This window comes from Thiohalobacter thiocyanaticus (assembly GCF_003932505.1).
Taxonomy (GTDB): domain Bacteria; phylum Pseudomonadota; class Gammaproteobacteria; order Thiohalobacterales; family Thiohalobacteraceae; genus Thiohalobacter; species Thiohalobacter thiocyanaticus.
The window spans coordinates 837,308-859,773 of sequence record NZ_QZMU01000001.1; the positions used below are offsets into that span (position 1 = coordinate 837,308).

At 65.7% G+C, this 22,466-nt stretch carries 23 protein-coding genes; 3 read left to right on the forward strand and 20 right to left on the reverse strand.

Annotated features, from left to right (window positions below; translation table 11 throughout):
- Nucleotides 1-186: 186 nt before the first annotated feature.
- The 5 genes from rlmD to D6C00_RS03910 form a co-directional block, all read right to left on the reverse strand.
- Nucleotides 187-1,017, reverse strand: coding sequence for a 23S rRNA (uracil(1939)-C(5))-methyltransferase RlmD (rlmD, locus tag D6C00_RS16690; RefSeq protein ID WP_399360108.1), 831 nt, complete (start codon nucleotides 1,015-1,017; stop codon nucleotides 187-189).
- Nucleotides 995-1,528, reverse strand: coding sequence for a TRAM domain-containing protein (locus tag D6C00_RS16695; RefSeq protein ID WP_399360110.1), 534 nt, complete (start codon nucleotides 1,526-1,528; stop codon nucleotides 995-997). The genes rlmD and D6C00_RS16695 overlap by 23 nt, the downstream gene beginning before the upstream one ends.
- Before the next feature lie 5 nt (nucleotides 1,529-1,533).
- Nucleotides 1,534-2,310, reverse strand: coding sequence for a 3'-5' exonuclease (locus tag D6C00_RS03900; protein WP_125180398.1), 777 nt, complete (start codon nucleotides 2,308-2,310; stop codon nucleotides 1,534-1,536).
- Nucleotides 2,311-2,445: 135 nt separating this feature from the next.
- Nucleotides 2,446-3,060, reverse strand: a complete 615-nt coding sequence (locus D6C00_RS03905; RefSeq protein ID WP_125180399.1) for a YdbL family protein — start codon at nucleotides 3,058-3,060, stop codon at nucleotides 2,446-2,448.
- Nucleotides 3,061-3,071: 11 nt separating this feature from the next.
- On the reverse strand, nucleotides 3,072-4,415 hold the full coding sequence (locus D6C00_RS03910; protein ID WP_125180400.1) for a hypothetical protein: 1,344 nt from the start codon (nucleotides 4,413-4,415) through the stop codon (nucleotides 3,072-3,074).
- A gap of 400 nt (nucleotides 4,416-4,815) precedes the next feature.
- Here D6C00_RS03910 and D6C00_RS03915 point away from each other — a divergent pair, with 400 nt between their 5' ends.
- Entirely contained in the window at nucleotides 4,816-5,169 is a 354-nt protein-coding gene (locus tag D6C00_RS03915) for a hypothetical protein (protein WP_125180401.1), read from the forward strand.
- Here D6C00_RS03915 and cysM read toward each other — a convergent pair.
- Nucleotides 5,139-6,029, reverse strand: a complete 891-nt coding sequence (cysM, locus tag D6C00_RS03920) for a cysteine synthase CysM (RefSeq protein ID WP_125182351.1) — start codon at nucleotides 6,027-6,029, stop codon at nucleotides 5,139-5,141. The two genes, D6C00_RS03915 and cysM, sit on opposite strands and share 31 nt — an antisense overlap.
- Nucleotides 6,030-6,228: 199 nt before the next feature.
- Between cysM and D6C00_RS03925 the strand changes: the two genes are divergently transcribed.
- Entirely contained in the window at nucleotides 6,229-8,916 is a 2,688-nt protein-coding gene (locus D6C00_RS03925) for a response regulator (protein WP_125180402.1), read from the forward strand.
- A gap of 2 nt (nucleotides 8,917-8,918) precedes the next feature.
- On the opposite strand, the gene acpS is transcribed toward D6C00_RS03925, so the two are convergent.
- The 14 genes from acpS to rpoE form a co-directional block, all read right to left on the reverse strand.
- Nucleotides 8,919-9,305 carry a holo-ACP synthase gene (gene acpS, locus D6C00_RS03930; protein ID WP_125180403.1) on the reverse strand — a complete coding sequence of 129 codons (387 nt, stop codon included), beginning with the start codon at nucleotides 9,303-9,305 and terminating at the stop codon, nucleotides 8,919-8,921.
- A 5-nt stretch (nucleotides 9,306-9,310) separates the two neighbouring features.
- Nucleotides 9,311-10,051, reverse strand: coding sequence for a pyridoxine 5'-phosphate synthase (gene pdxJ, locus D6C00_RS03935; RefSeq protein WP_125180404.1), 741 nt, complete (start codon nucleotides 10,049-10,051; stop codon nucleotides 9,311-9,313).
- Entirely contained in the window at nucleotides 10,044-10,775 is a 732-nt protein-coding gene (gene recO / locus D6C00_RS03940) for a DNA repair protein RecO (protein WP_206609499.1), read from the reverse strand. Before recO ends, pdxJ begins: the two co-directional genes overlap by 8 nt.
- A gap of 374 nt (nucleotides 10,776-11,149) precedes the next feature.
- Nucleotides 11,150-12,055 (reverse strand): GTPase Era, encoded by a 906-nt coding sequence (era, locus tag D6C00_RS03945; RefSeq protein ID WP_125180405.1) that lies wholly within the window; start codon nucleotides 12,053-12,055, stop codon nucleotides 11,150-11,152.
- A gap of 16 nt (nucleotides 12,056-12,071) precedes the next feature.
- Nucleotides 12,072-12,773 (reverse strand): ribonuclease III, encoded by a 702-nt coding sequence (rnc, locus tag D6C00_RS03950; RefSeq protein WP_125180406.1) that lies wholly within the window; start codon nucleotides 12,771-12,773, stop codon nucleotides 12,072-12,074.
- Nucleotides 12,770-13,144 carry a DUF4845 domain-containing protein gene (locus D6C00_RS03955; protein WP_125180407.1) on the reverse strand — a complete coding sequence of 125 codons (375 nt, stop codon included), beginning with the start codon at nucleotides 13,142-13,144 and terminating at the stop codon, nucleotides 12,770-12,772. Before D6C00_RS03955 ends, rnc begins: the two co-directional genes overlap by 4 nt.
- A gap of 17 nt (nucleotides 13,145-13,161) precedes the next feature.
- Entirely contained in the window at nucleotides 13,162-13,971 is an 810-nt protein-coding gene (gene lepB / locus D6C00_RS03960) for a signal peptidase I (protein ID WP_125180408.1), read from the reverse strand.
- Between the two features lie 256 nt (nucleotides 13,972-14,227).
- Nucleotides 14,228-16,033 carry a translation elongation factor 4 gene (gene lepA / locus D6C00_RS03965; RefSeq protein WP_125180409.1) on the reverse strand — a complete coding sequence of 602 codons (1,806 nt, stop codon included), beginning with the start codon at nucleotides 16,031-16,033 and terminating at the stop codon, nucleotides 14,228-14,230.
- A gap of 91 nt (nucleotides 16,034-16,124) precedes the next feature.
- Nucleotides 16,125-16,376, reverse strand: a complete 252-nt coding sequence (locus D6C00_RS03970; RefSeq protein ID WP_125180410.1) for a glutaredoxin family protein — start codon at nucleotides 16,374-16,376, stop codon at nucleotides 16,125-16,127.
- A 55-nt stretch (nucleotides 16,377-16,431) separates the two neighbouring features.
- The gene (locus D6C00_RS03975) at nucleotides 16,432-17,865 is read right to left on the reverse strand and encodes a DegQ family serine endoprotease (RefSeq protein WP_125180411.1); all 1,434 of its coding nucleotides are present in this window, start codon (nucleotides 17,863-17,865) and stop codon (nucleotides 16,432-16,434) included.
- Nucleotides 17,866-17,938: 73 nt separating this feature from the next.
- Nucleotides 17,939-18,439 carry a SoxR reducing system RseC family protein gene (locus D6C00_RS03980; protein WP_125180412.1) on the reverse strand — a complete coding sequence of 167 codons (501 nt, stop codon included), beginning with the start codon at nucleotides 18,437-18,439 and terminating at the stop codon, nucleotides 17,939-17,941.
- A gap of 15 nt (nucleotides 18,440-18,454) precedes the next feature.
- The gene (locus D6C00_RS03985; protein ID WP_125180413.1) at nucleotides 18,455-19,462 is read right to left on the reverse strand and encodes a MucB/RseB C-terminal domain-containing protein; all 1,008 of its coding nucleotides are present in this window, start codon (nucleotides 19,460-19,462) and stop codon (nucleotides 18,455-18,457) included.
- A 3-nt stretch (nucleotides 19,463-19,465) separates the two neighbouring features.
- Nucleotides 19,466-20,026 carry a sigma-E factor negative regulatory protein gene (locus D6C00_RS03990; RefSeq protein WP_125180414.1) on the reverse strand — a complete coding sequence of 187 codons (561 nt, stop codon included), beginning with the start codon at nucleotides 20,024-20,026 and terminating at the stop codon, nucleotides 19,466-19,468.
- 18 nt (nucleotides 20,027-20,044) lie between these two features.
- On the reverse strand, nucleotides 20,045-20,620 hold the full coding sequence (gene rpoE, locus D6C00_RS03995) for an RNA polymerase sigma factor RpoE (RefSeq protein WP_125180415.1): 576 nt from the start codon (nucleotides 20,618-20,620) through the stop codon (nucleotides 20,045-20,047).
- Between the two features lie 204 nt (nucleotides 20,621-20,824).
- Between rpoE and nadB the strand changes: the two genes are divergently transcribed.
- Nucleotides 20,825-22,459, forward strand: a complete 1,635-nt coding sequence (nadB, locus tag D6C00_RS04000; protein WP_125180416.1) for an L-aspartate oxidase — start codon at nucleotides 20,825-20,827, stop codon at nucleotides 22,457-22,459.
- The last annotated feature ends 7 nt before the right edge of the window (nucleotides 22,460-22,466 follow it).

Below are 22,466 nucleotides of genomic sequence, written 5' to 3' on the forward strand. Positions count from 1 at the left end.
CGGGATTCGGCCGGCTCCCATCGCATCACCCTGCAAGCCGGTATCCCACACTGCGGCGGCGACTGGATCCCCGCCTGCGCGGGGATGACGGGGGGATGGAATGCAGCCGTGCAGGTCGGGTTGACCCTAAAGGGATAACCCGACGTTCTCGCCCTGAATGTCGGGTTAGGCTGCGGCTGACCCGACCTACTCCGGCGCCAGGAACAGGGCGATGGATTCGACGTGCGCGGTGTGCGGAAACATATCCATCACCCCGGCGGCCGCCAGGCGGTAGCCGTGCTCGTTGACCAGCAGCCCGGCATCGCGCGCCAGCGAGCCGGGATGGCAGGAGACATAGACGATGCGTCGCGCCCCGCGGCCGGCGATCAGGGGGATCATTTCCTTTGCGCCGCTGCGCGGCGGGTCCAGCAGCACCTTGTCGTAGGCGTGGCCGAGCCAGGGTTCGGCTGACACTTCGCCGGCCAGGTCGGCGGTGAAGAACTCCGCGTTGTCGATGCCGTTGGCGCTGGCATTTTCCCGCGCCCGCTGCACCAGCCCCGCCTCGCCCTCCACACCCGTCACCTGCGCGGCACGCCGCGCCAGCGGCAGGGTGAAGTTGCCCAGGCCGCAGAACAGGTCCAGCACCCGGTCGCCCGCCTCCGGCTGCAGCAGTTCCAGGGTGCGCGCGATCATTTTCTGATTGATCTGCGGATTGATCTGGGTGAAATCGGTCGGACGGAACTGCAGGGTCACCTTGTGATCATCCAGGTCATAGCTCAGGGCCCGGGCCGCCCCGGCGGAATCAGGCCACAGCAGCGTCACCGAATCCGGCCCCTTCGGCTGCAGATGGATCTGCATGTCGTATTCCTGCCCGAAGGCCCTGAGGCTGGCCAGATCGGCCTCGGTGGGCGGCTCCAGCACCCGGAACACCAGGGCGGTGACCCGGTCGCCGATCGCCACCTCGATCTGGGGCACCGCCGCGCGGATCGACAGGGAATCGATCAGCAGCGCCAGGTCACTCAGGCGATAGCGCCGCATCGGGATGCAGCACTTCACAGTTGTCGATGCGGGCAACATAGGGCTTGCGCTTTTCCCGGAAACCCACCAGCAGCTCGCCCGTTTTGCGCACATACTTCACGCCCAGGCGCGCCTTGTGCCGGTAGCCCCAGACCGGACCGGTCAACGGCGCCAGCAGCGTCTCCGGCGTCACGCCGCCGATACGTCTGAGGTTCTCCTGCAACACCCCCTGCTTGGCCAGGATCTGCGCCTCCGGCGCCAGGTGCTGCAGGCTGCAGCCACCGCATACCCCGGCCGCGCTGCAGCGCGGCCGGATCCGGTCGGGCGAGGCCTGGCGAATCTGTTCGATCCGCCCCTCGTCATAGTTGCGGTGTCTGCCGGTATAGATGAAATCGACGTCCTCGCCCGGCAGGGCGCCGTCGATGAACACCGCCTTGCCGTCGAGGCGGGCCACGCCCCGCCCGTCATGGGAAAGCGACTCGATATGCGCCGGAACGGGATCGGCCGGCAGGGATTTTCTGCGCCTCGCCATCGGAATCAGTCCGCCGGCCAGGCCGCCAGAAAGGCATCGAAATGGGGTTTATCGCCGGCATTCAGGTATTCGCGCAACCGGGTGAGTTCCGCCTCGTACTCGGCTATCAGGAGGTGTCCGCGCATCAGTTCGAAGCGCAGCCAGACCAGGTAGGTGTTGAGCACGTCCGTCTCGCAGTAACCACGGATGCCCTGAACATCCCCGGCCAGGAAGCGCTCCCACACCTGCGCCCCGTCCATGCCGTGCTTGCCGGGAAAACCGAGCAGACTGGCGATCTCGTCCAGCGGGGCATTGGCGCGCGGCTGATAACCGGCCAGTACGTCCATCAGGTCGGTGTGGCGGCTGTGGTAGCGGCTGAGATAGTTGTTCCATTTGAACTCGCGCTCATCCTCACCGGTGTCCCAGTAACGGGGGGCGCTGACGCCGTGCAGCAGGGCGCGGTAGTGCAGCACCGGCAGATCGAAGCCGCTGCCGTTCCAGGACACCAGCGTCGGGGTGTCGCGTTCGATGAGATCGAAAAAGGCCTGTACCAGCTCGCGTTCGGGGCTGTCGGGCTCACCCAGCGACAATACCTCCAGTTCCTCGCCACGACGCTGCACCGCCGAGACGGCCACGATGCGGTGCAGGTGCAGCCGCAGGAATTCGCTGCCACCGGTCTCCTGGGCGCGCAGGTGAAACAGGGCCTTGGCGACGTCCCCGTCGGCCAGGCCGTCGAGGCCGTGCAGCCGCCGGCCGCCGTCCAGGTCGGGGACGGTTTCGATGTCGAACACGAGTACGTTCATTTCTGTAACTCTTGTAATGAAACCGCCAAGACGCCAAGGCCGCCGGGAATAATGAAATCAGGGCAGATACGGCACGCACTGCATTACCGTAAAGCCGGTTTCCCTGGCGAACTTGGCGTCTTGGCGGTTAAAGACCTATTTCTGTTTCCAGTTGCCGCTGCTGTCCTGGTACCACCAGCCCGAAGGCGCGTTGTCGATCCAGCGCCGGGCGAAGGTGGCGCGGATCTCGTCCTGCCACTCGGGATGGCCGTTGACCCGGGCAATCTCGGCATAGAGCTCCTTGCGGTTGAGGTTCTCCTGCTCGACCAGCTGCTTGAGCCTGACGCGATCGGGCAGGCGGCTGACGGCGTTCATGTCGCGGATACGCAGCTCGCCGTCGGCGGCAATGCCCACCGCACCCTGTTCATAGAAGGGCAGGAGCTGTCGGTGTCGTACCTTCATGAGCGTGCGCAGGCGGTCGATGGCCGGCGACTGCACATTGATATCCGCAGCCGCCGCGGCCGGCTTGACCAGGGCCTCGAGCAGCGCCACCCACAGCGGCGACTCGGACTCATAACGGCTGTCGGGCGGAGGGACTGCGTCCTCCCCGGCCGGTGCCTCCTCGCGCCGCGGCGGCACGCCATAGACATCGCGGATGATCCGGTCGGCGGCCTGTTCGGCGGCGGCGGCCGGGAAATAGACATTGATGGTCACGCAGCCGGCCAGCAGGCCCAGCAGCAGCCACAGCGATACGAACGACAGTTTGTGCATAATCGGATTCCCTATTGAACCTGCGGCGCACCGCCTGCGGTCGCCGCCTTGAGCCGCTCCACCAGAGCCGTCCAGTCCACCGCGTCGGCATAGCCGATCACGTTGATGCGCGGTGGCAGCCAGGTGCCCTTGACCAGATAATACCCGTCATCGATCGGCGCCACACCGCCCATCTCGCACACGCCGTTGCGCAGTCGGCAGCGGATGCCGAGACGATCATACGGAAATTCCTCGAACACGCCCAGAAACGTCCTGGACAGGGCCTGCCCCACGCCACCGCCGATACGCGACAGATTGTCCACCGCCTTCTGGCTGATACGGTGCCGGCTGGCATCGTCTTCCGGTGTGGCCAGTTCGGCATCGAAGGCCAGCGGCTGCCAGTTCTGCAGCCACAGGTCGCGCACCCGGCCGTCCAGCCGGCCCTCGATTTTACCGAAGGCGAAGGTCCCGGTCAGTTGTTCCAGGTCGACATTGTCGATGGCGATGTCGGCCTGGAGCTGCGGCACCAGGCCCAGGGGCTGTTCCAGGCGCAGGTCCTGCAGCCTGACCGCGCCGTCGAACACCCGCACCAGCAGCATGCCGTCGACCTCGATCCGGCCGTCGCTATAGCGCACATCGGGAATGACCCCGGACAGCTGGCCCTGCATCAGGGGCCAGTCCAGCGCCGTGGTGACCCGCGCCATGGACACCGGGGTGAGGATGGCATCGATATGCCAGCGCATGGCATCGGTGCCCGGGCTGGACAGCGCCCATTCCTCGATCAGCAGCCGGCCGTCCAGCACCTCGACCTCGGCCGGTTCCAGCAGCCGGTATTCGTCACCCTGACTGCGCAGGTGGAACCCGGCCGGGCCCAGATCAAAGCGGTACAGGCTGCCGCCCTGCCAGCCGATGCGCAGGGTGCGCGCCATGTCGTCCCGGCCCCAGGCCAGGTTGCCTGCCAGTCCGTGCAGGCTCAGCCGCTGGCCGGGATCCTCCAGGGTAACCGCATCCAGGCCCAGATCGAAGCTCTCCAGTCGGTCGTCGCGCAGGCCCAGGCGGCCGCTGACCCGGCCACTGGCCTGGAGATCGGAAAAGGCGGTAGCGGCCAGCCAGGGTGCGATATAGGTGGGGAAAAAGCCCGCCAGTTCGACCGTCTTCATCTCGATCCGCGCCTGCTGCAGAAGCGGCGCCGCGCCCGGCTGCAAGGTCGCGTCCACGGCTGCGGTCAGCACCCCGGGCTGATTCAGCTCGACCCCGGCCAGGGTGAGCCGGCCGGTGGCAGAATCGAGGGCGTAGCGCCCGGCGGCTTGCAGGGGCTGGATGGCAAAATCGGCATAGAAGGGATCCAGATACAGACCACCCCGCCAGCGCAACACTGAAGTCACCGGCAAGGCTGTCGTTGTTCCGCCCGGCACGCAGCGACACACGGGCGCTGAGTGCCTCGCCCGCCGCCAGCCCGGAGGCATTGGAAAAGGCTGCCTGCCCTGTTTCCAGCTCCAGCGCCAGCTGTTGCAGCACCTTCGCCGCACCCTGCGCCTCGGCTTGCAGATCCAACCGGCCGGCGCTGATGCTGTAACCGCCCGGCAGCCAGGGGGCGGCGAATGCGCTCAGCGCCGCCGCCGCCAGGTCTTCCCCCTGAACGCTTGCCTGCCACTGGCCGTCACTGTGCTGCAGTTCGATCCGCACCCGCCCGTCGGCAAACGCGGCCGGGCCGAGGCTGAGCCTCAACGCACCCCGCGCCGACTCATAGCTGAGCGTAAAAGGACCCTGCAGCCCTTGTCCGCGCCAGTCGGCCAGACGAAAGCGGCCGGCGGAGCAACGCACCTGTCCTGGCTCCAGTTGCAGATCGTCGCACGTCAGCCGCAGTCCCTGCAGATGCTCGCCGCTGGCAGCATGGTCCAGCCGCTCGATCTCCAGCCGGCCGGCCAGGCGCCCCGAGGACTGCAGCTCAAGCTGCGTCTCCAGGCCCTGCAGGGCCAGGCCCAGGCCTTCCAGTACCGGCAGGCGCAGCTGTATCTGCTCGATGGCGGCGACGAGCAGGGGTGGCAGCAGCAGGAAAAGGAGATACCACCGGCGCTGGCGGACAGGGAGACGCACCGTCAGGCGGGGAAGACTCCGGTGGAGAGATAACGGTCACCGCGATCGCAGATGATGGTCACGATCACGGCATGCTCGACCTGGCGGGACAGTTCCAGCGCGGCCGCCACCGCCCCGCCCGAGGAGATGCCGCAGAAGATGCCTTCGCGCGCGGCCAGGGCCCGGGTTGTGTCCTCCGCTACCTGCTGTTCGACATCGATGATCCGGTCGACCCGGGCCGGATCGTAGATGCGCGGCAGGTAGGCCTCGGGCCAGCGGCGGATACCGGGAATGGAGGCCCCCTCGGTCGGCTGTACGCCGACGATCTCCACCTGCGGATTCTGTTCCTTGAGATAACGCCCCGTGCCCATGATGGTGCCGGTGGTGCCCATGGCGCTGACGAAGTGGGTAACGCGGCCGCCGGTGTCGCGCCAGATCTCCGGACCGGTGCTCTGGTAATGGGCATCGGGATTGTCCGGATTGGCGAACTGATCCAGCACCCGACCGCGGCCCTCGGTCTGCATCTGCTGCGCCAGGTCACGCGCACCCTCCATGCCCTGTTCGCGGCTGACCAGCACGATCTCGGCCCCGTAGGCCTTCATTACGGCCCGACGTTCCAGACTCATGTTCTCGGGCATGATCAACACCAGGCGATAACCCTTGATGGCAGCGGTCATGGCGAGCGCAATGCCGGTATTACCGCTGGTGGCCTCGATCAGGGTATCGCCCGGCCTGATATCGCCGCGCTGCTCGGCGTGACGGATCATGGCCAGTGCCGGGCGGTCCTTGACCGAACCGGCGGGATTGTTGCCTTCCAGCTTGACCAGTACGGTATTGCTGCTCGCGCCGACCAGGCGCTGCAGCCGCACCAGTGGCGTGTTGCCGACGAAGGCCTCGAGGGTGGGATAGTCCATGTGCAGTCCGGTTTCGCTGTAGCGCTGTCGCATGACGGATTTTGACCCCTGAAAGGAATAACTGCAACATAACGCGAACCGGTCGGAACCGGACAAGAACAACACGGGGGGTCAGTAAATGTGCAGGGCCTTTCTGCGCGGCGTTTTTCTGTACCCTGTTGCCTGACGATCAGCTTCTCGACATGGAGCCCGGATCCCGATGAAACCGCGCAGCATCCAGTCCCGCATCCTGATCAATGCGATCATACCGGCCGCGCTGCTTGCCCTGATACTCGGTTACTATTTCATCGACAACCGCATCACCCAGGCCCGGCACTCTCTCATCGAGAGCGGCAACGCCATCGCCCGTTATCTTTCCTCCGGAGCCGAGTACAGCATCTATACCGGCAATCACGAGGTGCTCGAGCAGCTGGCCCACCGGGCCCTGGCCGATCCCAGCGTGGTGCATGTCACAATCAGGGACCGCCATGGCGAAATCCTGTTTGAACAGCGTGAACCCGGCAGCGAGCAATTGCCCCGGGACATGCTGATCAGCCTCGAGCATGCCATTGAATCGCCGACAACCCGGATACAGGACTACCCCGAGGCCGGCACGGGAACCGAATCCGCAGCACCCCTGGGTCAGATATTCATCGACCTGTCCATGCAATCCATACTCAGCGCGGAGAGCGAGATCCTGATCAACGGTCTGTTCTTCACCCTGCTGATCCTGGTTGCGGCGAGTCTGCTGGCCGCGCATCTGAGCCGCGCCATCGCCCACCCCATCACCCACCTCACCGCCACCGTACAGGAACTGGGCCGGGGCAATCTGTCCGTGCGCGCCCGCCCGGTCGGCACCGGCGAACTCAGGTCGCTGCAGGAAGGCATCAATGCCATGGCGGGCACACTGGAAGACACCCAGAAGGATCTGGAACGCCAGATCCAGTCCGCCACCCACGAACTGCGCAGCACCCTGCAGCGCCTGGAGCAGCAGAACGTGGAACTGGACCAGGCACGCCAGCTGGCATTGCAGGCCGCGCGCGACAAGTCCGAATTCCTGGCCAACATGAGCCACGAGATCCGCACGCCGCTCAACGGCATGCTGGGCTTCATCGATCTGCTGCTGCACACCCCGCTGTCGGCCGAGCAGCGCGAATACGTCACCACGGTACGCAAGTCGGCCACCAACCTGCTGGTGATCGTCAACGACATCCTGGATTTTTCCAAGATCGAGTCCGGCAAGCTGCAGATCGAGCACAGTCCCTTCGATCTGCGCGAGGCACTGGAGGATTCCATCGATCTGATGGCCCCGCTGGCGCATGCCAAGGGGCTGGAATGCGTGCTGCTGGTCTATGCCGACGTCCCGCTGCATCTGTACGGCGATTCAACCCGCATCCGCCAGGTGCTGCTGAACCTGCTCGGCAACGCCATCAAGTTCACCCGCCAGGGCAACGTGGTGGTGCGGGTCATGCTCGACGAGCCGCTGGCACCCGTCAGCGAGACAGCCAGCATCCGGATCCAGGTCAGCGATACCGGCGCCGGCCTCACGTCCGGGCAGCAGGCCCGGCTGTTCACTGCCTTCTTCCAGACCGACAGCTCCCCCACCCGACGCCACGGCGGCACCGGCCTGGGGCTGTTCATCTCCAAGCGGCTGGTCGAACTGATGGACGGCAGCATCGGCGTGAACAGCCTGCCGGGCCACGGTTCCACCTTCTGGTTCCGGCTGACCCTGAAAACCCAGGGCATAGCGCCGACCACCGAACCCCCGCTGCGCCCGGCCAGCGGCACCGCCCTGGTCTGCGATCCCTTCCCCCTGGCCCGGCTGGCCCTGTGTCATCCGCTGGAGGCCTGGGGCATCCGGGTGATCGAGGCCGACGATCCCGAAGGCCTCATCCGCCTGCTGGACAACACCGATACGCTGCGACCGGACTTCATCGCCCTGGGCCTGCCGCCCACCCGGGATAGCCAGGCGGAGATCGAACGCCTGCTCGGCGTGCTCAGGCCCTACGCCATACCGGTCCTGCTGCTGCTCAACACGGTCGAGAAGGAGCGCCTGCAGCGCGCGCTGGCACTGGGCGCAGCCCAGTGCCTGACCAAGCCGGCCCGACGCGACTCGCTGCGCCTGACGGTATGGAAACTGATGGGCTGGCCCGAGACCCGCCACAGCGAATTGACCGACCGGCGCAAGCAGCCGCGCCCGCAGCCGCCACGGCTCGAGGACGGGCAGGTGTTGATCGCCGACGACAACGAGATCAACCGCCGTCTGACCGAACTGCAGTTGCAGGCACTCGGCATCCGGGTCGATCAGGCCGAGGACGGAAACCAGGCCCTGGAACAGACCCGGCAGCGCCGCTATGACCTGATCATCCTCGACGTGCACATGCCCAACATGACAGGCATCGACACCGCCCGCGCCATCCGCGCGGACGACCGCAATCCCAATCAGACCACGCCCATCATCGCCCTGACAGCCGATGCCCTGATCAACCTGGAAGCGGATGCCGACATCCGCAGTCTGGCCCAGGAAGTGCTGATCAAGCCCGTCACCGAATACCGCATCTGGGAAAGCGTGCGGCGCTGGACCCGGGCCGCCCCGGCCGCGCCGGAGCCCAGCGCCGAGGACCGTGTCGCGGCGGTGAAACAGGAACTGGTGGAGCGCTTCCGTGGCGAGGCCGGCCAATGGCAGACCTCGCTGCAGCACGCCTTCGACACGGATGACCGCCAGGGCCTGCAGGAACAGGCGCACAAGCTCAAGGGCTCGGCGGTCTATTGCGGCCTGCCGGCGCTGGCCACGGCGGGAGAAAGCCTGCAAACGGCCTGTGAGGCCGACGACGCGCAGGCGATCGCAACGGCCCTGTCGCAATGCATGGAAGAGCTGGAGCGGTTCAAAAAAGGCTCCAGTGCCTAGATTCATTCACAGATCAGGATCACATAGGCGATGGCATAGTCGCGCTCGTCGGCGATGGAGACATGGCTGGCCGTAACGGCATTGGCCCGGACCAGCCTCTGTGCCGCGCCCTGGTAATGCAGTTCCGGCCGGCCGTTGCGATCATGACCAATCTCGATGTCCTGCAGCCTGAGCCCGTCACGGAAACCGGTACCGAAGGCCTTGGCCACGGCCTCCTTGACGGCGAAGCGCTTGGCCAGCAGTGCGGCCGGCCGGGCACAGGTGTCGAACCTTTCCAGTTCGGCCCGGCTCAGTATGCGTTCGGCGAAACGCCGGCCGAAGCGTGCCAGTGCCTGCTCCATGCGCACGATGCTGACGATATCGGTACCGATGCCGTGGATCCGGCCCATCGGAGTCAGCGCCGCGCCTCGATCATCAGGCGCTTCATTTCACGCACCGCTTCCTGCAGACCGGTGAACAGGGCGCGGGCCACGATGGCGTGGCCGATGTTGAGTTCGCGCACGGCCGGGATGGCGGCGATGCGCTGTACATTGTGATAATGCAGGCCGTGGCCGGCGTTGACCTGCAGCCCGGCCTGCACACCCGCCTCCACGGCGGCGAGGATGCGCTGATATTCCAGCTCCTGCCCGGCCCCGGTGGCATCGGCATAGTGGCCGGTGTGGATCTCGATGCAGGGCGCGCCGGCAGCCGCGGCGGCCTCGATCTGGGCCGGCTCGGCATCGATGAACAGCGACACCCGCACCCCGGCCGCAGCCAGACGCGCGCAGGCCTCCCGGATGCGCGCCTGCTGACCGGCCACGTCCAGGCCGCCTTCGGTGGTCAACTCCTCGCGCCGCTCCGGTACCAGACAGCAGTCGCGCGGGCGGATGCGCTCGGCGATGGCAAGCATCTCCTCGGTCACTGCCATCTCCAGGTTCATGCGCGTCTGCAGGATGCCGCCGAGCATCTCCACATCGCGTTCCTGGATATGACGGCGATCCTCGCGCAGGTGCAGGGTGATACCGTCGGCGCCGGCCTGTTCGGCCTCGATGGCCGCCTGCACGGGATCGGGAAACCGGGTGCCCCGGGCCTGGCGCAGGGTGGCCACGTGATCGATGTTCACGCCCAGCAGGATGTCCCTGGAATGCTCAGTCATGTCCGCTCCGGCCCTGTCGCTCCATATCGGTGAGAAATTCGCGCGTCTTCAGCGGCCGCTCACCGAGATACAGACCCAGCATCCGGCGCAGCAACGGCTTGAGTTCACGCAGATCCTGCACATTGTCACAGGCCTCGGCCGCCAGCGCCAGCAGCGCCCGACCGCTCAGCCCGCCCTCGTCCGGCATCTTCCCCTCAATCGGTTCCGGACCCTGCTCCGGGATATACCGGTAGCGCCGATCGGCAGCGACCGGCTCGCCATGCACGTCCGTCTCCAGCATCAGGCCATAGCCCAGCGCCTCCAGCAGCCGCTTCTCGAACAGTCGCAGCACCGCCTCCAGCGGCTGGCCGGCAAAACCGTCCAGGGCCTGGACATAGGCCTCGAACACCTCGGGATGCGGATCCTGGCGCTGCAGCAGCCGCAGCAGCAGCTCATTCAGATAGTAGGCCGCGAACAGGGCCTGGCCGCTGAGCACCGGCATGCGCCCGGCCACCTCCGCCCGGCGCAGGCTGAACAGCTCGCCGCGCCCGCCCCAGGAGCACAGCAGCGGCAGGAAGGGACGCAGCACCCCCCGCAGGGGGGAGCGCGCGCCGCGGGCGCCGCGCGCGACCACACCGACGCGCCCGTGCAGGGGCGTGATCAGCTCCAGCAGGGCGCTGGTGTCGCGGTAGGCCCGGTGGTGCAGAATGTAGGCGGGCTGCATCTCGACGCTGTCGATGGCCATAGCGGAATATCCCGAAAATACAAATAGCCACGGAAAACACGGAAAGCACGGACATAAAAATTGTCATGCAGAAGACTCCGGGCGCTACAGACACGCAGGTCGGGTCAGCCGCAACGTAACCCGACATGTAATCCGGGCTAGGCGTCGGGTTACGCCCTTGCGGGCTAACCCGACCTACGCACTCCCTAAGGAAACTCTGATTAATGCGATGATTCCCGTCATTGCGAGCGTAGCGAAGCAATCTCGTACAGCAGAATCAATCGGTTGGGGATTGCCACGGCGCTACGCGCCTCGCAATGACGAATAAATCAGAGGCCTCCTAATATAATGTCCGTGCTTTCCGTGTTTTCCGTGGCCATCATGTTTTCCTGAATTCATTCATCGATACCGAGACTGCGCAGGGCGCGCTCGTCGTCCGCCCAGCCGCTCTTGACCTTGACCCACAGCTGCAGAAACACCTTCGCACCGAACAGGCGTTCCATGTCCAGGCGGGCCTCGCGGCCGATCTGCTTGAGCATGGCGCCGCCCTTGCCGATCACGATCGCCTTCTGCGAGTCGCGTTCCACCCACACCAGGCCGTGGATGCGCAGCAGGCCGTCGTCGTCCTTGAACTGTTCGATCTGCACGGTCAGCCCGTAGGGCAGCTCCTGGCCGAGCCGGCGGAACAGCTTTTCGCGGATCAGCTCGGCGGCGAGGAAGCGTTCGCTGCGATCGGTGATCTGTTCCTCGGGGAAATAGGGCGGCCCTTCCGGCAGGCGCGCGGTCACGCACTGCTCCAGCCGATCGAGATTCTCTCCGCGCGTGGCCGACAGCGGCAGAACCTCGGCGAAGTCGAACCTCGCCGCCAGCGCCTGCAGCTCGGGCAGCAGCTGCGCCCGATCCGTGAGCCGGTCGATCTTGTTCACCGCCAGCAGCACCGGCAACCCGGCCTGACCCAGCCGCTGCAGCACCAGATCGTCCTCATCGGTCCAGTGGCCGGCCTCGACCACGAGCACTGCCAGGTCAACGTCGGCGATGGCGTCGCTCGCCGCCCGGTTCAGCGCCCGGTTCAGCGCCCGCTTGCCGCCACGATGCAGCCCCGGGGTGTCCACATAGACCACCTGGGCCTGAGCAGTGGTCTTGATACCGAGGATACGATGCCGCGTCGTCTGCGGTTTACTTGAAGTTATACTGATTTTCTGCCCGAGAATGCGGTTCAGCAGGGTGGACTTGCCCACATTCGGCCTGCCCACCAGTGCCACCAGGCCACAGCGAAAAGCGGAATCGTTCGTGGTATTCATCTGTCGTTCACGCTCTTCATGCGCTGCCGGCGCGTTTGGCCGTCTCCACGCCCAGTTCCGTCAGCATGCCGGCGGCGGCGGCCTGCTCGGCCTTGCGCCGGCTCGAGCCCCGTCCGCGGCTGCGGCGATCCAGTCCGGGGATGTAGCACTCCACCTCGAAGGTCTGGGCGTGCGCCTTGCCCGAGACCTGGATCACCTGGTAATCGGGCAGTTCAATGTGGCGGGACTGGAGGTATTCCTGCAACCGGGTCTTGGGATCCTTGAGTGCAGCCGCCTCCGGCAACGATTGCAGCCTGGGCTGGTAGAGCTGCAGCACCAGGCCCGCGGCAGCCTCGAAGCCGGCGTCCAGATATACGGCACCAATGACCGCCTCCAGGGCGTCGGCGAGGATGGAATCGCGCCGGAAACCGCCGCTCTTGAGCTCGCCCGAGCCCAGCTGCAGGTGCTCACCCAGCTCCAGCTCGCGTGCAATCCCGGCCAGGGTGGGCTTTTTCACCAGGCTGGCACGCAGCCGGCTCAGATCCCCCTCGCTGGCCCTGGGGTAGCGCGCGTACAGGGCATCGGCGATAACCAGGCCCAGCACGGCGTCGCCCAGGAATTCGAGTCGTTCATTGTTGAGATTGCCGGCGCTGCGGTGGGTAAGCGCCTGTTGCAGCAGAGCCGGCGAGCCGAACTCGTGGCACAGCCGCCGGGCCAGCGCGTCCAGTGGGGACGTCAATTGCGGATCATCTCCACGCTTTCATCGAATTTGGTCACTGCATCCACGTTGCCCAGCACCGGCACCCGGATCTCGTACTGGGCGCGCACCGTCATCCGGCCCTTCTCGTTGGTGATCTTCACGTCCTTGGCATCGATGCTGGTGACATCATTGATCATGAAGCGCCGGTCGATCAGCTTGCGGATCTCCACCGTGGATTTGCGGGTGATCTCGGGTTCGTTCTTGAGTGACTCCAGGGTTTCGGCGACCTTGAAATTCTCCAGGTAGTTGGGCATCAGGCGCAGTGTAAGCAGTACGAAGAATGCGATCAGGCCGAGTACGACGATCCAGCCGAGCAGCGTCATCCCCTGTTGTCGTTGCAGATTGCGCATATTGCCTTGCCCCCTTGTCAGTGAATGGAGTCGCCGATCCGGCTCCAGGTCACGCGGTTGTTCACCCCGTCCCAGTTCATCCAGATTATAAAGGCCTTGCCGACCAGATTATCCTCGGGCACCAGGCCGAAATAACGGCTGTCCTTGCTGTTGTCGCGATTGTCACCCATCATAAAGTAATGCCCCTCGGGGATCATCCATTCTCCCTCGATGTTGGGATAACCCGGGCGCACCAGGATACGGTGCTCGACGCCGTCGAGCCGCTCCAGCCGCTCGCGGGCACCGGTACTGGCGAGCCCCGCGCCTTGCGCGATATAGGTGCCGAGATCATCCTGCGGCATCTCTTTCCCATTGATATATAGGATTTTGTCACGGTAGGCAACCCGATCGCCGGGCAGGCCGACCACGCGCTTGATGTAGTCCACGGAAGGATTGTCGGGGTAACGGAACACCACCACGTCGCCGCGCTGCGGCTCGCCGATTTCGATGAACCGGGTATTGACCACCGGCAGACGCAGACCATAGGCAAACTTGTTGACCAGGATGAAATCGCCCACCAGCAGGGTCGGCATCATGGAACCGCTGGGGATGCGGAAAGGTTCGGCCAGAAAGGAGCGCAGCAGCAGGACGACCAGGATCACGGGGAAGAAGGCCCGCGAATACTCCACCAGCACCGGCTCCTTGAGCACGGCCTCGCGGCGCTCCGCATTCGCGACACCGGCGGCGGCCTGTCTGCGCTTCGGTTTCCATAACCAGGCATCAAGCAGCCAGATGATGCCGGTAATGAAAGTGGCCAGCACCAGGATCAACGGAAAATTAAAACTCATGACAATGTCTCATGTTTTTGTGTTTCTGATATTTTGTTACTGAAACCTTTTCACGCAGGTCGGGGCAGCTGCAGCATGGCCGCGACGCTTCGCGACCTGCTGGATTACGGTGCCACGCATCTAAGCAACCTCTGATTATCACCTTTCCGTCATTCCCGCGCAGGCGGGAATCCAGCAACCGCGCGGTATCTGGATCCCCGCCTACGCGGGGATGACGATGGCGGTTATGACAACCGCAATTTATGCAATGATCGGGTCAACCCTTCTTGCCCACATGCAGTACCGCCAGGAAGGCCTCCTGCGGGACCTCGACCTTGCCGAACTGCTTCATGCGGCGCTTGCCGGCCTTCTGTTTCTCCAGCAGCTTGCGCTTGCGGCTGACGTCGCCGCCGTAGCACTTGGCGGTGACGTTCTTGCGCAGCGCCTTGACCGTGGTACGGGCGATGATCTGGTTGCCGATGGCGGCCTGAATGGCCACATCGAACATCTGCCGCGGAATCAGCTCCTTCATCGCATCTGCCAGCTCGCGGCCCTTGTAGGGGGCGTTGTCATGGTGGACGATCAGTGCCAGGGCATCGACCCGCTCGCCGTTGATCAGGATGTCCAGCTTGACCAGCCTGGATGCCTGGAAGCGCAGATGATGGTAATCAAAGGAGGCGTAACCGCGGCTGACCGACTTCAGCCGGTCGAAGAAATCCAGCACCACCTCGCTCAGCGGCATCTCGAAATTCAGCGACACCTGCTTGCCCAGGTACTGCATGTTCTTCTGCACCCCCCGCTTTTCGATGCACAGGGTGATCACCGCGCCCAGGTAGTCCTGCGGCACCAGGATGCTGGCCAGGATGATGGGCTCGCGGATCTCCTCGATCTCGTTGGGCGGCGGCAGCGCGGCCGGGTTGTCCACCTGCAGGGTCTCGCCGCCGGTGGTCAGGATTTCGTAGATCACGGTGGGCGCGGTGGTGATCAGATCCAGGTCGTATTCGCGCTCCAGCCGCTCCTGCACGATCTCCATGTGCAGCATACCGAGGAAACCGCAGCGAAAACCGAAGCCCAGGGCCTGGGAGTTCTCCGGCTCGTACTGCAGCGCGGCATCGTTCAGGCGCAGCTTCTCCAGGGCATCGCGCAGGTCCTCGTAGTCGTCCGAGCTGACCGGGTACAGGCCGGCGAACACCCGCGGCTGCATGTACTGGAACCCCGGCACCGGCTCGGTGGCCGGATTGTCGGTCAGGGTCAGGGTGTCGCCCACCGGTGCGCCGTCGATCTCCTTGATGCCGGCGATGACATAGCCGACATCACCGGCACTGAGCATGGCCGTGTCCTTGCGCTTGGGCGTGAAGATGCCGACATTGTCGACCTGATGGCTGCGTCCCGTGGACATCACCGTGATCTTCTGCTTCGGTCTGAGTCGGCCCTGCTTGACCCGCACCAGCGAGATCACGCCCACATAATTGTCGAACCAGGAGTCAATGATCAGCGCCTTGAGCGGGGCTTCCACATCGCCCTGCGGCGGTGGAATGCGCCTGACGATGGTCTCCAGCACGTCCTCGATGCCGATGCCGTTCTTGGCACTGACATGGACCGCGTCATGGGCCTCGATGCCGATGATATCCTCGATCTCCTGCGCCACCCGGTCGGGTTCGGCCGAGGGCAGATCGATCTTGTTCAGCACCGGCACCACCTCCAGGCCCTGGTCGATGGCGGTGTAGCAGTTGGCGACACTCTGCGCCTCAACGCCCTGGGCGGCATCGACCACCAGCAGCGCCCCCTCGCAGGCGGCAAGCGAGCGCGACACCTCATAGGAGAAGTCCACGTGCCCCGGGGTGTCGATGAAGTTGAGCCGGTAGATCTGGCCATCGCGGGCGGTGTAGTCCAGGCTCACGCTCTGGGCCTTGATGGTGATGCCGCGCTCGCGCTCCAGGTCCATCGAGTCCAGCACCTGCTCGGACATCTCCCGCTCGGTCAGCCCGCCGCAGACCTGGATAAAGCGGTCAGCCAGGGTCGACTTGCCATGGTCGATATGGGCGATGATGGAAAAATTGCGGATATGACTCAGGTCTGCCACGTGGTTCCCGATACGTACGCCCGTCGAACGGGCACAGGGCGATTGCCGGCGACCGTCTCAGGCCGTCAGATAAGCACTTGAAGCTGCGGGATTATACACATTCATCCGGGCGGCAGATAGCGCACAGGGCCGCCGGATCGAGAAAATACTCGCACACCAGCCGGCCATCGTCCCGGATCAGGGCGGGCACGCGCGTGCCCCAGCGTTCGACCAGGGCGGGATCCCGGTCGATATCGACCACCGTGAGTTCGAACCCCAGTTCCGCCTGAAAGGCACGCAGTTCCTGTTCCAGGTCCTGGCACAGGCCGCATTCGGGGCGGGAATAGAGGATCAGACGGGTCATGGCCGGAACCCGGTGCGACCCCGGGACGAACCGCCGGGGCCGCGCCGGCGGCGACTTACTCCGGAACGCGGATGGCCAGGAACAGCGGGCCGCTGCGGCGCTGGATCAGCACCGGCACCGAACTACCCTTTTCCATGCCCTCGACCAGACGGTTGAAGTGCTCGACATCCTTGACCGTTTCGTTGTTGAAACGGACGATGATGTCACCCTCGCGCACCCCGGCACGCGAGGCGGCACCGGACTTGAGTTCCTGGATCATGACACCGCCCTCGCCCAGCTCCAGCTGCTCGCGCAGCTCGGCCGGGACCGAGGCCACCACCAGGCCCAGGCGGTCGCTCTTGCCGGTCTGGGTGGCGGCCGGCTCGGCGGCGGCCTGCTGGTCGTCCTCCAGCTCGCCGAGGGTCACCTGCAGGGTGCGGCGTTTGCCGTCGCGCAGGATCCTGACCTCGGCGCGCTTGCCGACCGGGGTGCTGCCGACGATATGCGGCAGGTTGCGCGAGCGGATCACCTGCCTGCCGTTGAACTCCAGGATGATGTCGCCGACCTGCAGTCCGGCCTTGGCCGCCGGGCTGTCGGGCACCACCTTGGACACCAGCGCGCCCTGCGGCTTGTCCAGGCCGAAGGACTGGGCCAGGTCGCGGGTCACCTCCTGGATCAGCACGCCCAGCCAGCCGCGGCTGACCCGACCCTCGGTCTTGAGCTGCTCGGCCACGTCCATGGCCACCTCGATGGGGATGGCGAAGGACAGGCCCATGTAGCCGCCGGTGCGGCTGAAGATCTGGGAATTCACTCCCACCACCTCGCCGTCCATGTTGAACAGCGGACCGCCGGAGTTGCCGGGGTTGATGGCAACATCGGTCTGGATGAAGGGCACATAGTTCTCGCTGGGCAGGGCCCGGCCCTTGGCGCTGACAATGCCGGCGGTGGCCGAGCTCTCGAAGCCGAAGGGCGAGCCGATGGCCAGCACCCACTCGCCTACTTTCAGTTCCTCGGCCTTGCCCAGACGGGCCACCGGCAGATCCTCGGCCTCGACCTTGAGCAGGGCGACATCACTGCGCGGGTCGGTACCGACCACCTCCGCCACCAGTTCGTCGCGGTTATTGAAGCGGACGATGATCTCCTTGGCATCCTGGACCACGTGGTTGTTGGTGAGGATGTAGCCGTCCTTCGAGATGATGACGCCGGAGCCGAGCGACTTGGCCTCGTGCTCGCGCGGCTCACCCGGCTCGCCCTCGAAGAAGTGGCGGAACAGATCGCCGAACGGGCTGTCCTCGGGCAGATCCGGGAGTTCCATGCCCGGCGGCAGTTTGCTCATCGGGCTCTTGACCACCTGGGTGGTGCTGATGTTCACCACGACCGGGCTGTTCTGCTCCACCAGCTCGGAAAAATCCGGCAGCGATGACGACCAGGGCGCCGCCGCGGCCTGGGTCAGACCCACCAGCCCGAACAGTGCCAGGCCGTTCAACCAGGATGCAATCTTGAATTTCATACCCACTCCCGTAATGAATCCATCAGTGTCTGTCGTTTTATGGAATCGGCACCGCGGCCACCGGCGGCCGGCATCAGCCGAACGTCGGTCGCGCCCCCGGCCGGGCCGGCGCTGCCGGCTCCGTCCCGGCGGTCACAATGCCGAGCACGACCGGCTGGTAGCGCCGGTCGTGCAGGATGCGGCGGGCGAACCCCCGCAGCCAGAGAAATCCCAGTCCGCCCCCGGCCAGGCCGCCCAGCAGCGCCGGCCATTCCTGGACGATATCCAGGCGCGCGGCCAGCACCTCGCCGAGCAGTCCGCCCAGGAACAGGGTCAGCAGGGGCAGCAGATACAGCGCCATGGAACCGCGTAGAAAGGCCCCTTCCTCCAGGCCGATACGCACCGTCTGGCCGGGCCGCACCCCGATCGGGTCGAGGGCCCGTACCCGGCTGCGCCGGTTGCCCATCACCCGGGCCAGCACCGAAGTGCCGCAGCCCTTGTTGGCCGCGCACTGGCCGCAGACCGACTGGCGCCGGGTCTCGACCCAGGCCGTGCCGTCGGCGGCTTCGATCACCAGCGCCTGTTCCTCGATCATACGCCTGTCCCGGGTTCAGTCATTGCGCCGCACGCCCATGGCCAGCCGCTCGACCGTCTCCGCCGGCACCTCGCCCACCACCGTAACATGGTGGCCGTCCAGAGTCCGGCCCATGGCATTGACCGCCCCCATGTTCGACAGGCCCTGCAGGCCCGGGGGGCTGGTCTCGTCATAGGTCTCGATATAGACCGACACGGTGGCCAGGCCGTCGCCGTATACCCAGTGTTCGACCCGCTGGCCGCTGACCGGCATACCATGCCAGTTGTGCCCGCGCAGCTCAAAGCCGGCCGGCAGCCAGGTGAATTCCCAGTCACTGCCGGCCGCGGCCGGCACCTCTTCCTCCGTATCCGGTCCCGGGCCCTCGAAGCGGGTGAAGTGCTCGCCGCCGAGTTCCGGGCGCAGAGCGGCGTCATCGACCTGTTCCAGTACTTCGAGCTGGGTGAACATCATCTGCTCCAGCGGCCTGCCGGCGGCCGTCACCAGCGCCGAGCGCAGCGGCAGGGCATGCTCACGATCGAGCCAGAAGCGGTAGCCATAGCGGTAGTCATCGCGCGGCTCGACCACCACCACCCGGCTGTGGCGTTCGAGTACCCGGTCGGTCCCGCCCAGACTGAATCGATAATAACGGTTGAGTTGCTCCAGATCCCGCGGCAGGGCCGCGAAGGGCCCGCGCGGGAGGCTGCGGTCAACCATCACTGCCTTGCTGTCGGAGAGGATGCAGGTCACCCCCTCCTGGTCGCGGACCACTTCGCGCGCCGCCCCGCTCAGGGCGAACAGGCGCTGGCGGCTGTCTTCACCGCCGCGATGCACGATGTACATGGCCTCGAGCTTGCCGTTGTGCTGATAGACGAAGGTGCCGCGGTAGTTGAGGTCATGGATTGCCGCGGACATGCGGTCCAGCCAGTCAAAGGCCTCGCCGGCGGCGAGCGGCTGGCTGAACAGGGCGGCTGTCAGCAGCAGCGCCAGCCACCGCGGAATCCGGGATGCTGCCGGGAAGGACGGGACGCGTGGCCGTCGCGACATGCCTCAGCGCCGCTCCTGGTCGAAACCGACGATACGCACGTGCGGGGCGACCACCGGCATGCCATTGCGGGCAGCGAATTCATTGTGATTGACCAGGTACTGGTTGAGCCGCTCGCTGACCGGAGCCTGCTGACCCTGCCACTGACTGGTATCGACCCGGCGGTAATCCTCCGCGACCGGCGGTGCGCCGGCGTCGGCGACCTGGACCCCGGTACCGGGGCCGGGGTCGCCGGGCTGGAACATGACCACGGCCAGCACCGCCACCGAGGCCGCAACGGCCAGACCGGCCAGTGGCCGGGCCCAGCCCGCGAACCGGGGCCGGGCAGTCCCGGACCGGTCATGGTCGGCTTCGGCGTCCAGCGCCGCCATCACCCGCTGGCTCAGCCCCGGTTCGACCCGTTCGGGCAGGTGATTGCGCAGGGCATCCTGGATCAGCGTGTAGCGGCTCCAGGTCTCACGCAGCGTGGTGTCGCTGACCATCCGCGCCAGCAGCAGCGAGCGTTCCTGTTGCGGCAGGGCGTCGTCCACCAGGGCGGAGATCTGTTCCTTAACCTGATCTGTCATCGTGTCACCTCTCGTGCTTCAGCCCAGCAGGGGCTGCAGACGCTTTTCAATGGCCTCCCGGGCCCGGAAGATCCGGGAACGCACCGTACCGATCGGGCAGTCCATAGCCCGCGCGATCTCCTCGTAGCTCAGCCCCTCCAGCTCGCGCAGGATGATCGCCGTCTTCAGATCCTCGGGCAGCGCCTCGATGGCGTCGTTGATGGTCGCCTGGATCTCGTCCCGCAGCAGCAGGCGTTCCGGGGTGGCGTACTCCTTGAGACCGGAGTCCCCGGCAAATTGTTCCGCATCCCCGGCATCGATATCACCGCCCGGCGGCCGCCGGCTCTGGGCCAGGAGGTGATTCTTGGCCGTGTTGATGGCGATCCGGTACAGCCAGGTATAGAAGGCGCTGTCACCCCGGAATGACGGCAGTGCCCTGTAGGCCTTGATGAAGGCCTCCTGGGCGATATCCGTGGCATCGGCCGGATTGGAGACATAGCGGCCGATCAGCTGCACCAGTTTATGCTGGTATTTGCGGACCAGGAGATCGAATGCCTGCTTGTCGCCGCGCTGGACGCGCTCGACCAGCAACTGATCCCCGTTCTGTGCCGTCATCCGGGCTCCTTCACTGCCGGGCCTGGGCCCACAGCAGACTATAGACAGGAGAAATCAAGAAAAGTTCGCCTGCGGCAGTAGTTTAGGTTATGTTTATCGGAGTTTGGGTTATGTTCATCGGACTGGATGGCTCACTACCCGGGGCCGGAGCAAGGCAGCAAACCCGGCCCACCTTACCCGATTTCAGGCGGCAATCAAAGACGGATGCAGCAGCAACACGACTATGACGTACTGATCATCGGCAGCGGCGCTGCCGGTCTGCGTCTGGCACTGGAACTGGCCGGCCAGGCCCGGGTCGCGGTCCTGGCCAAGGGCAGCATCACCGAAGGCAGCACCTATTACGCCCAGGGCGGGGTGTCGGCCGTGCTGGACCCCAATGACAGCTTCGACAGCCATATCCAGGACACCCTCAGCGCCGGCGCCGGCCTGTGTCATCCCGAGGTGGTGCGCTTCACGGTGGAGCGGGCCCCCGCGGCCATCCAGTGGCTGATCGATCATGGCGTGGATTTCACCCGTCACCCGGGCGGGGACAGCGAGTACCACCTGACCCGCGAGGGCGGTCACAGCCACCGCCGGGTGATCCATGCCGCCGATGCCACCGGCCGGGCCATCGAAACCTCACTGGTGGACCGGGCCCGGGAACACCCGGACATCAGGCTGCTGGAGCGCCACATCGCCGTGGACCTGCTCACCACCCGCAAGCTGGGCCGGGGCGGCGCCAACCGCTGCCTGGGCGCCTATGTGCTCAACCGCGACGCCCAGCGGGTGGAACTGTTCGCGGCCCGCTGCGTGGTCCTGGCCACCGGCGGCGCCAGCAAGGTCTACCGCTACACCAGTAACCCCGACACGGCCACGGGGGACGGCATCGCCATGGCCTGGCGCGCCGGCTGCCGGGTGGCGAACATGGAGTTCAACCAGTTCCACCCAACCTGTCTGTACCATCCGCACGCCAAGTCCTTCCTCATCACCGAAGCGGTGCGCGGCGAGGGCGGCCGGCTGCTGCTGCCCGACGGCGAACCCTTCATGCAGCATTTCGACCCGCGCGGCGAACTGGCGCCGCGCGATATCGTCGCCCGCGCCATCGACCACGAGATGAAGCGCCTGGGTGTGGATCACGTACTGCTCGACATCAGCCACAAGCCGGCGGCCTTCATCCGCGAGCATTTTCCCACCGTCCATGCCCGCTGCCTGGAGTTCGGCTTCGACATGACCCGCGAGCCGCTGCCGGTGGTGCCGGCCGCCCATTACACCTGCGGCGGGGTGATGACCGACCTGGACGGCCACACCGATGTGGAATGTCTCTACGCCATCGGCGAAACCACCCATACCGGACTGCACGGCGCCAACCGCATGGCCAGCAATTCACTGCTGGAATGCCTGGTATTCGCGCAGGCGGCCGGCGAGGATATCCGCCGCCGGCTGGCAACCAGCGCAGTGCCGGTCGCGCTGCCGCCCTGGGACGAGTCGCGGGTGACGGATTCGGACGAGGAAGTGGTGGTCAGTCACAACTGGGACGAGCTGCGCCACTTCATGTGGGACTATGTCGGCATCGTGCGCACCAACAAGCGCCTGCAGCGGGCACGCCGGCGGGTGGAACTGCTGCAGCGCGAGATCCACGAGTACTACAGCAACTTCCGCGTCACCAATGACCTGCTGGAGCTGCGCAATCTGGTGCAGGTGGCAGAACTGATCATCCGTTCGGCCGAGGCCCGCAAGGAATCCCGTGGCCTGCACTACACCCTGGACTACCCCGGGGCCGACAGCCGCCAGCCGCCGCACGATACGGTGCTCACCCCGGAGCCGCAGGCGGATTCGCGGCTGGCGGGGGTGAGACTGTAGAAGGGGC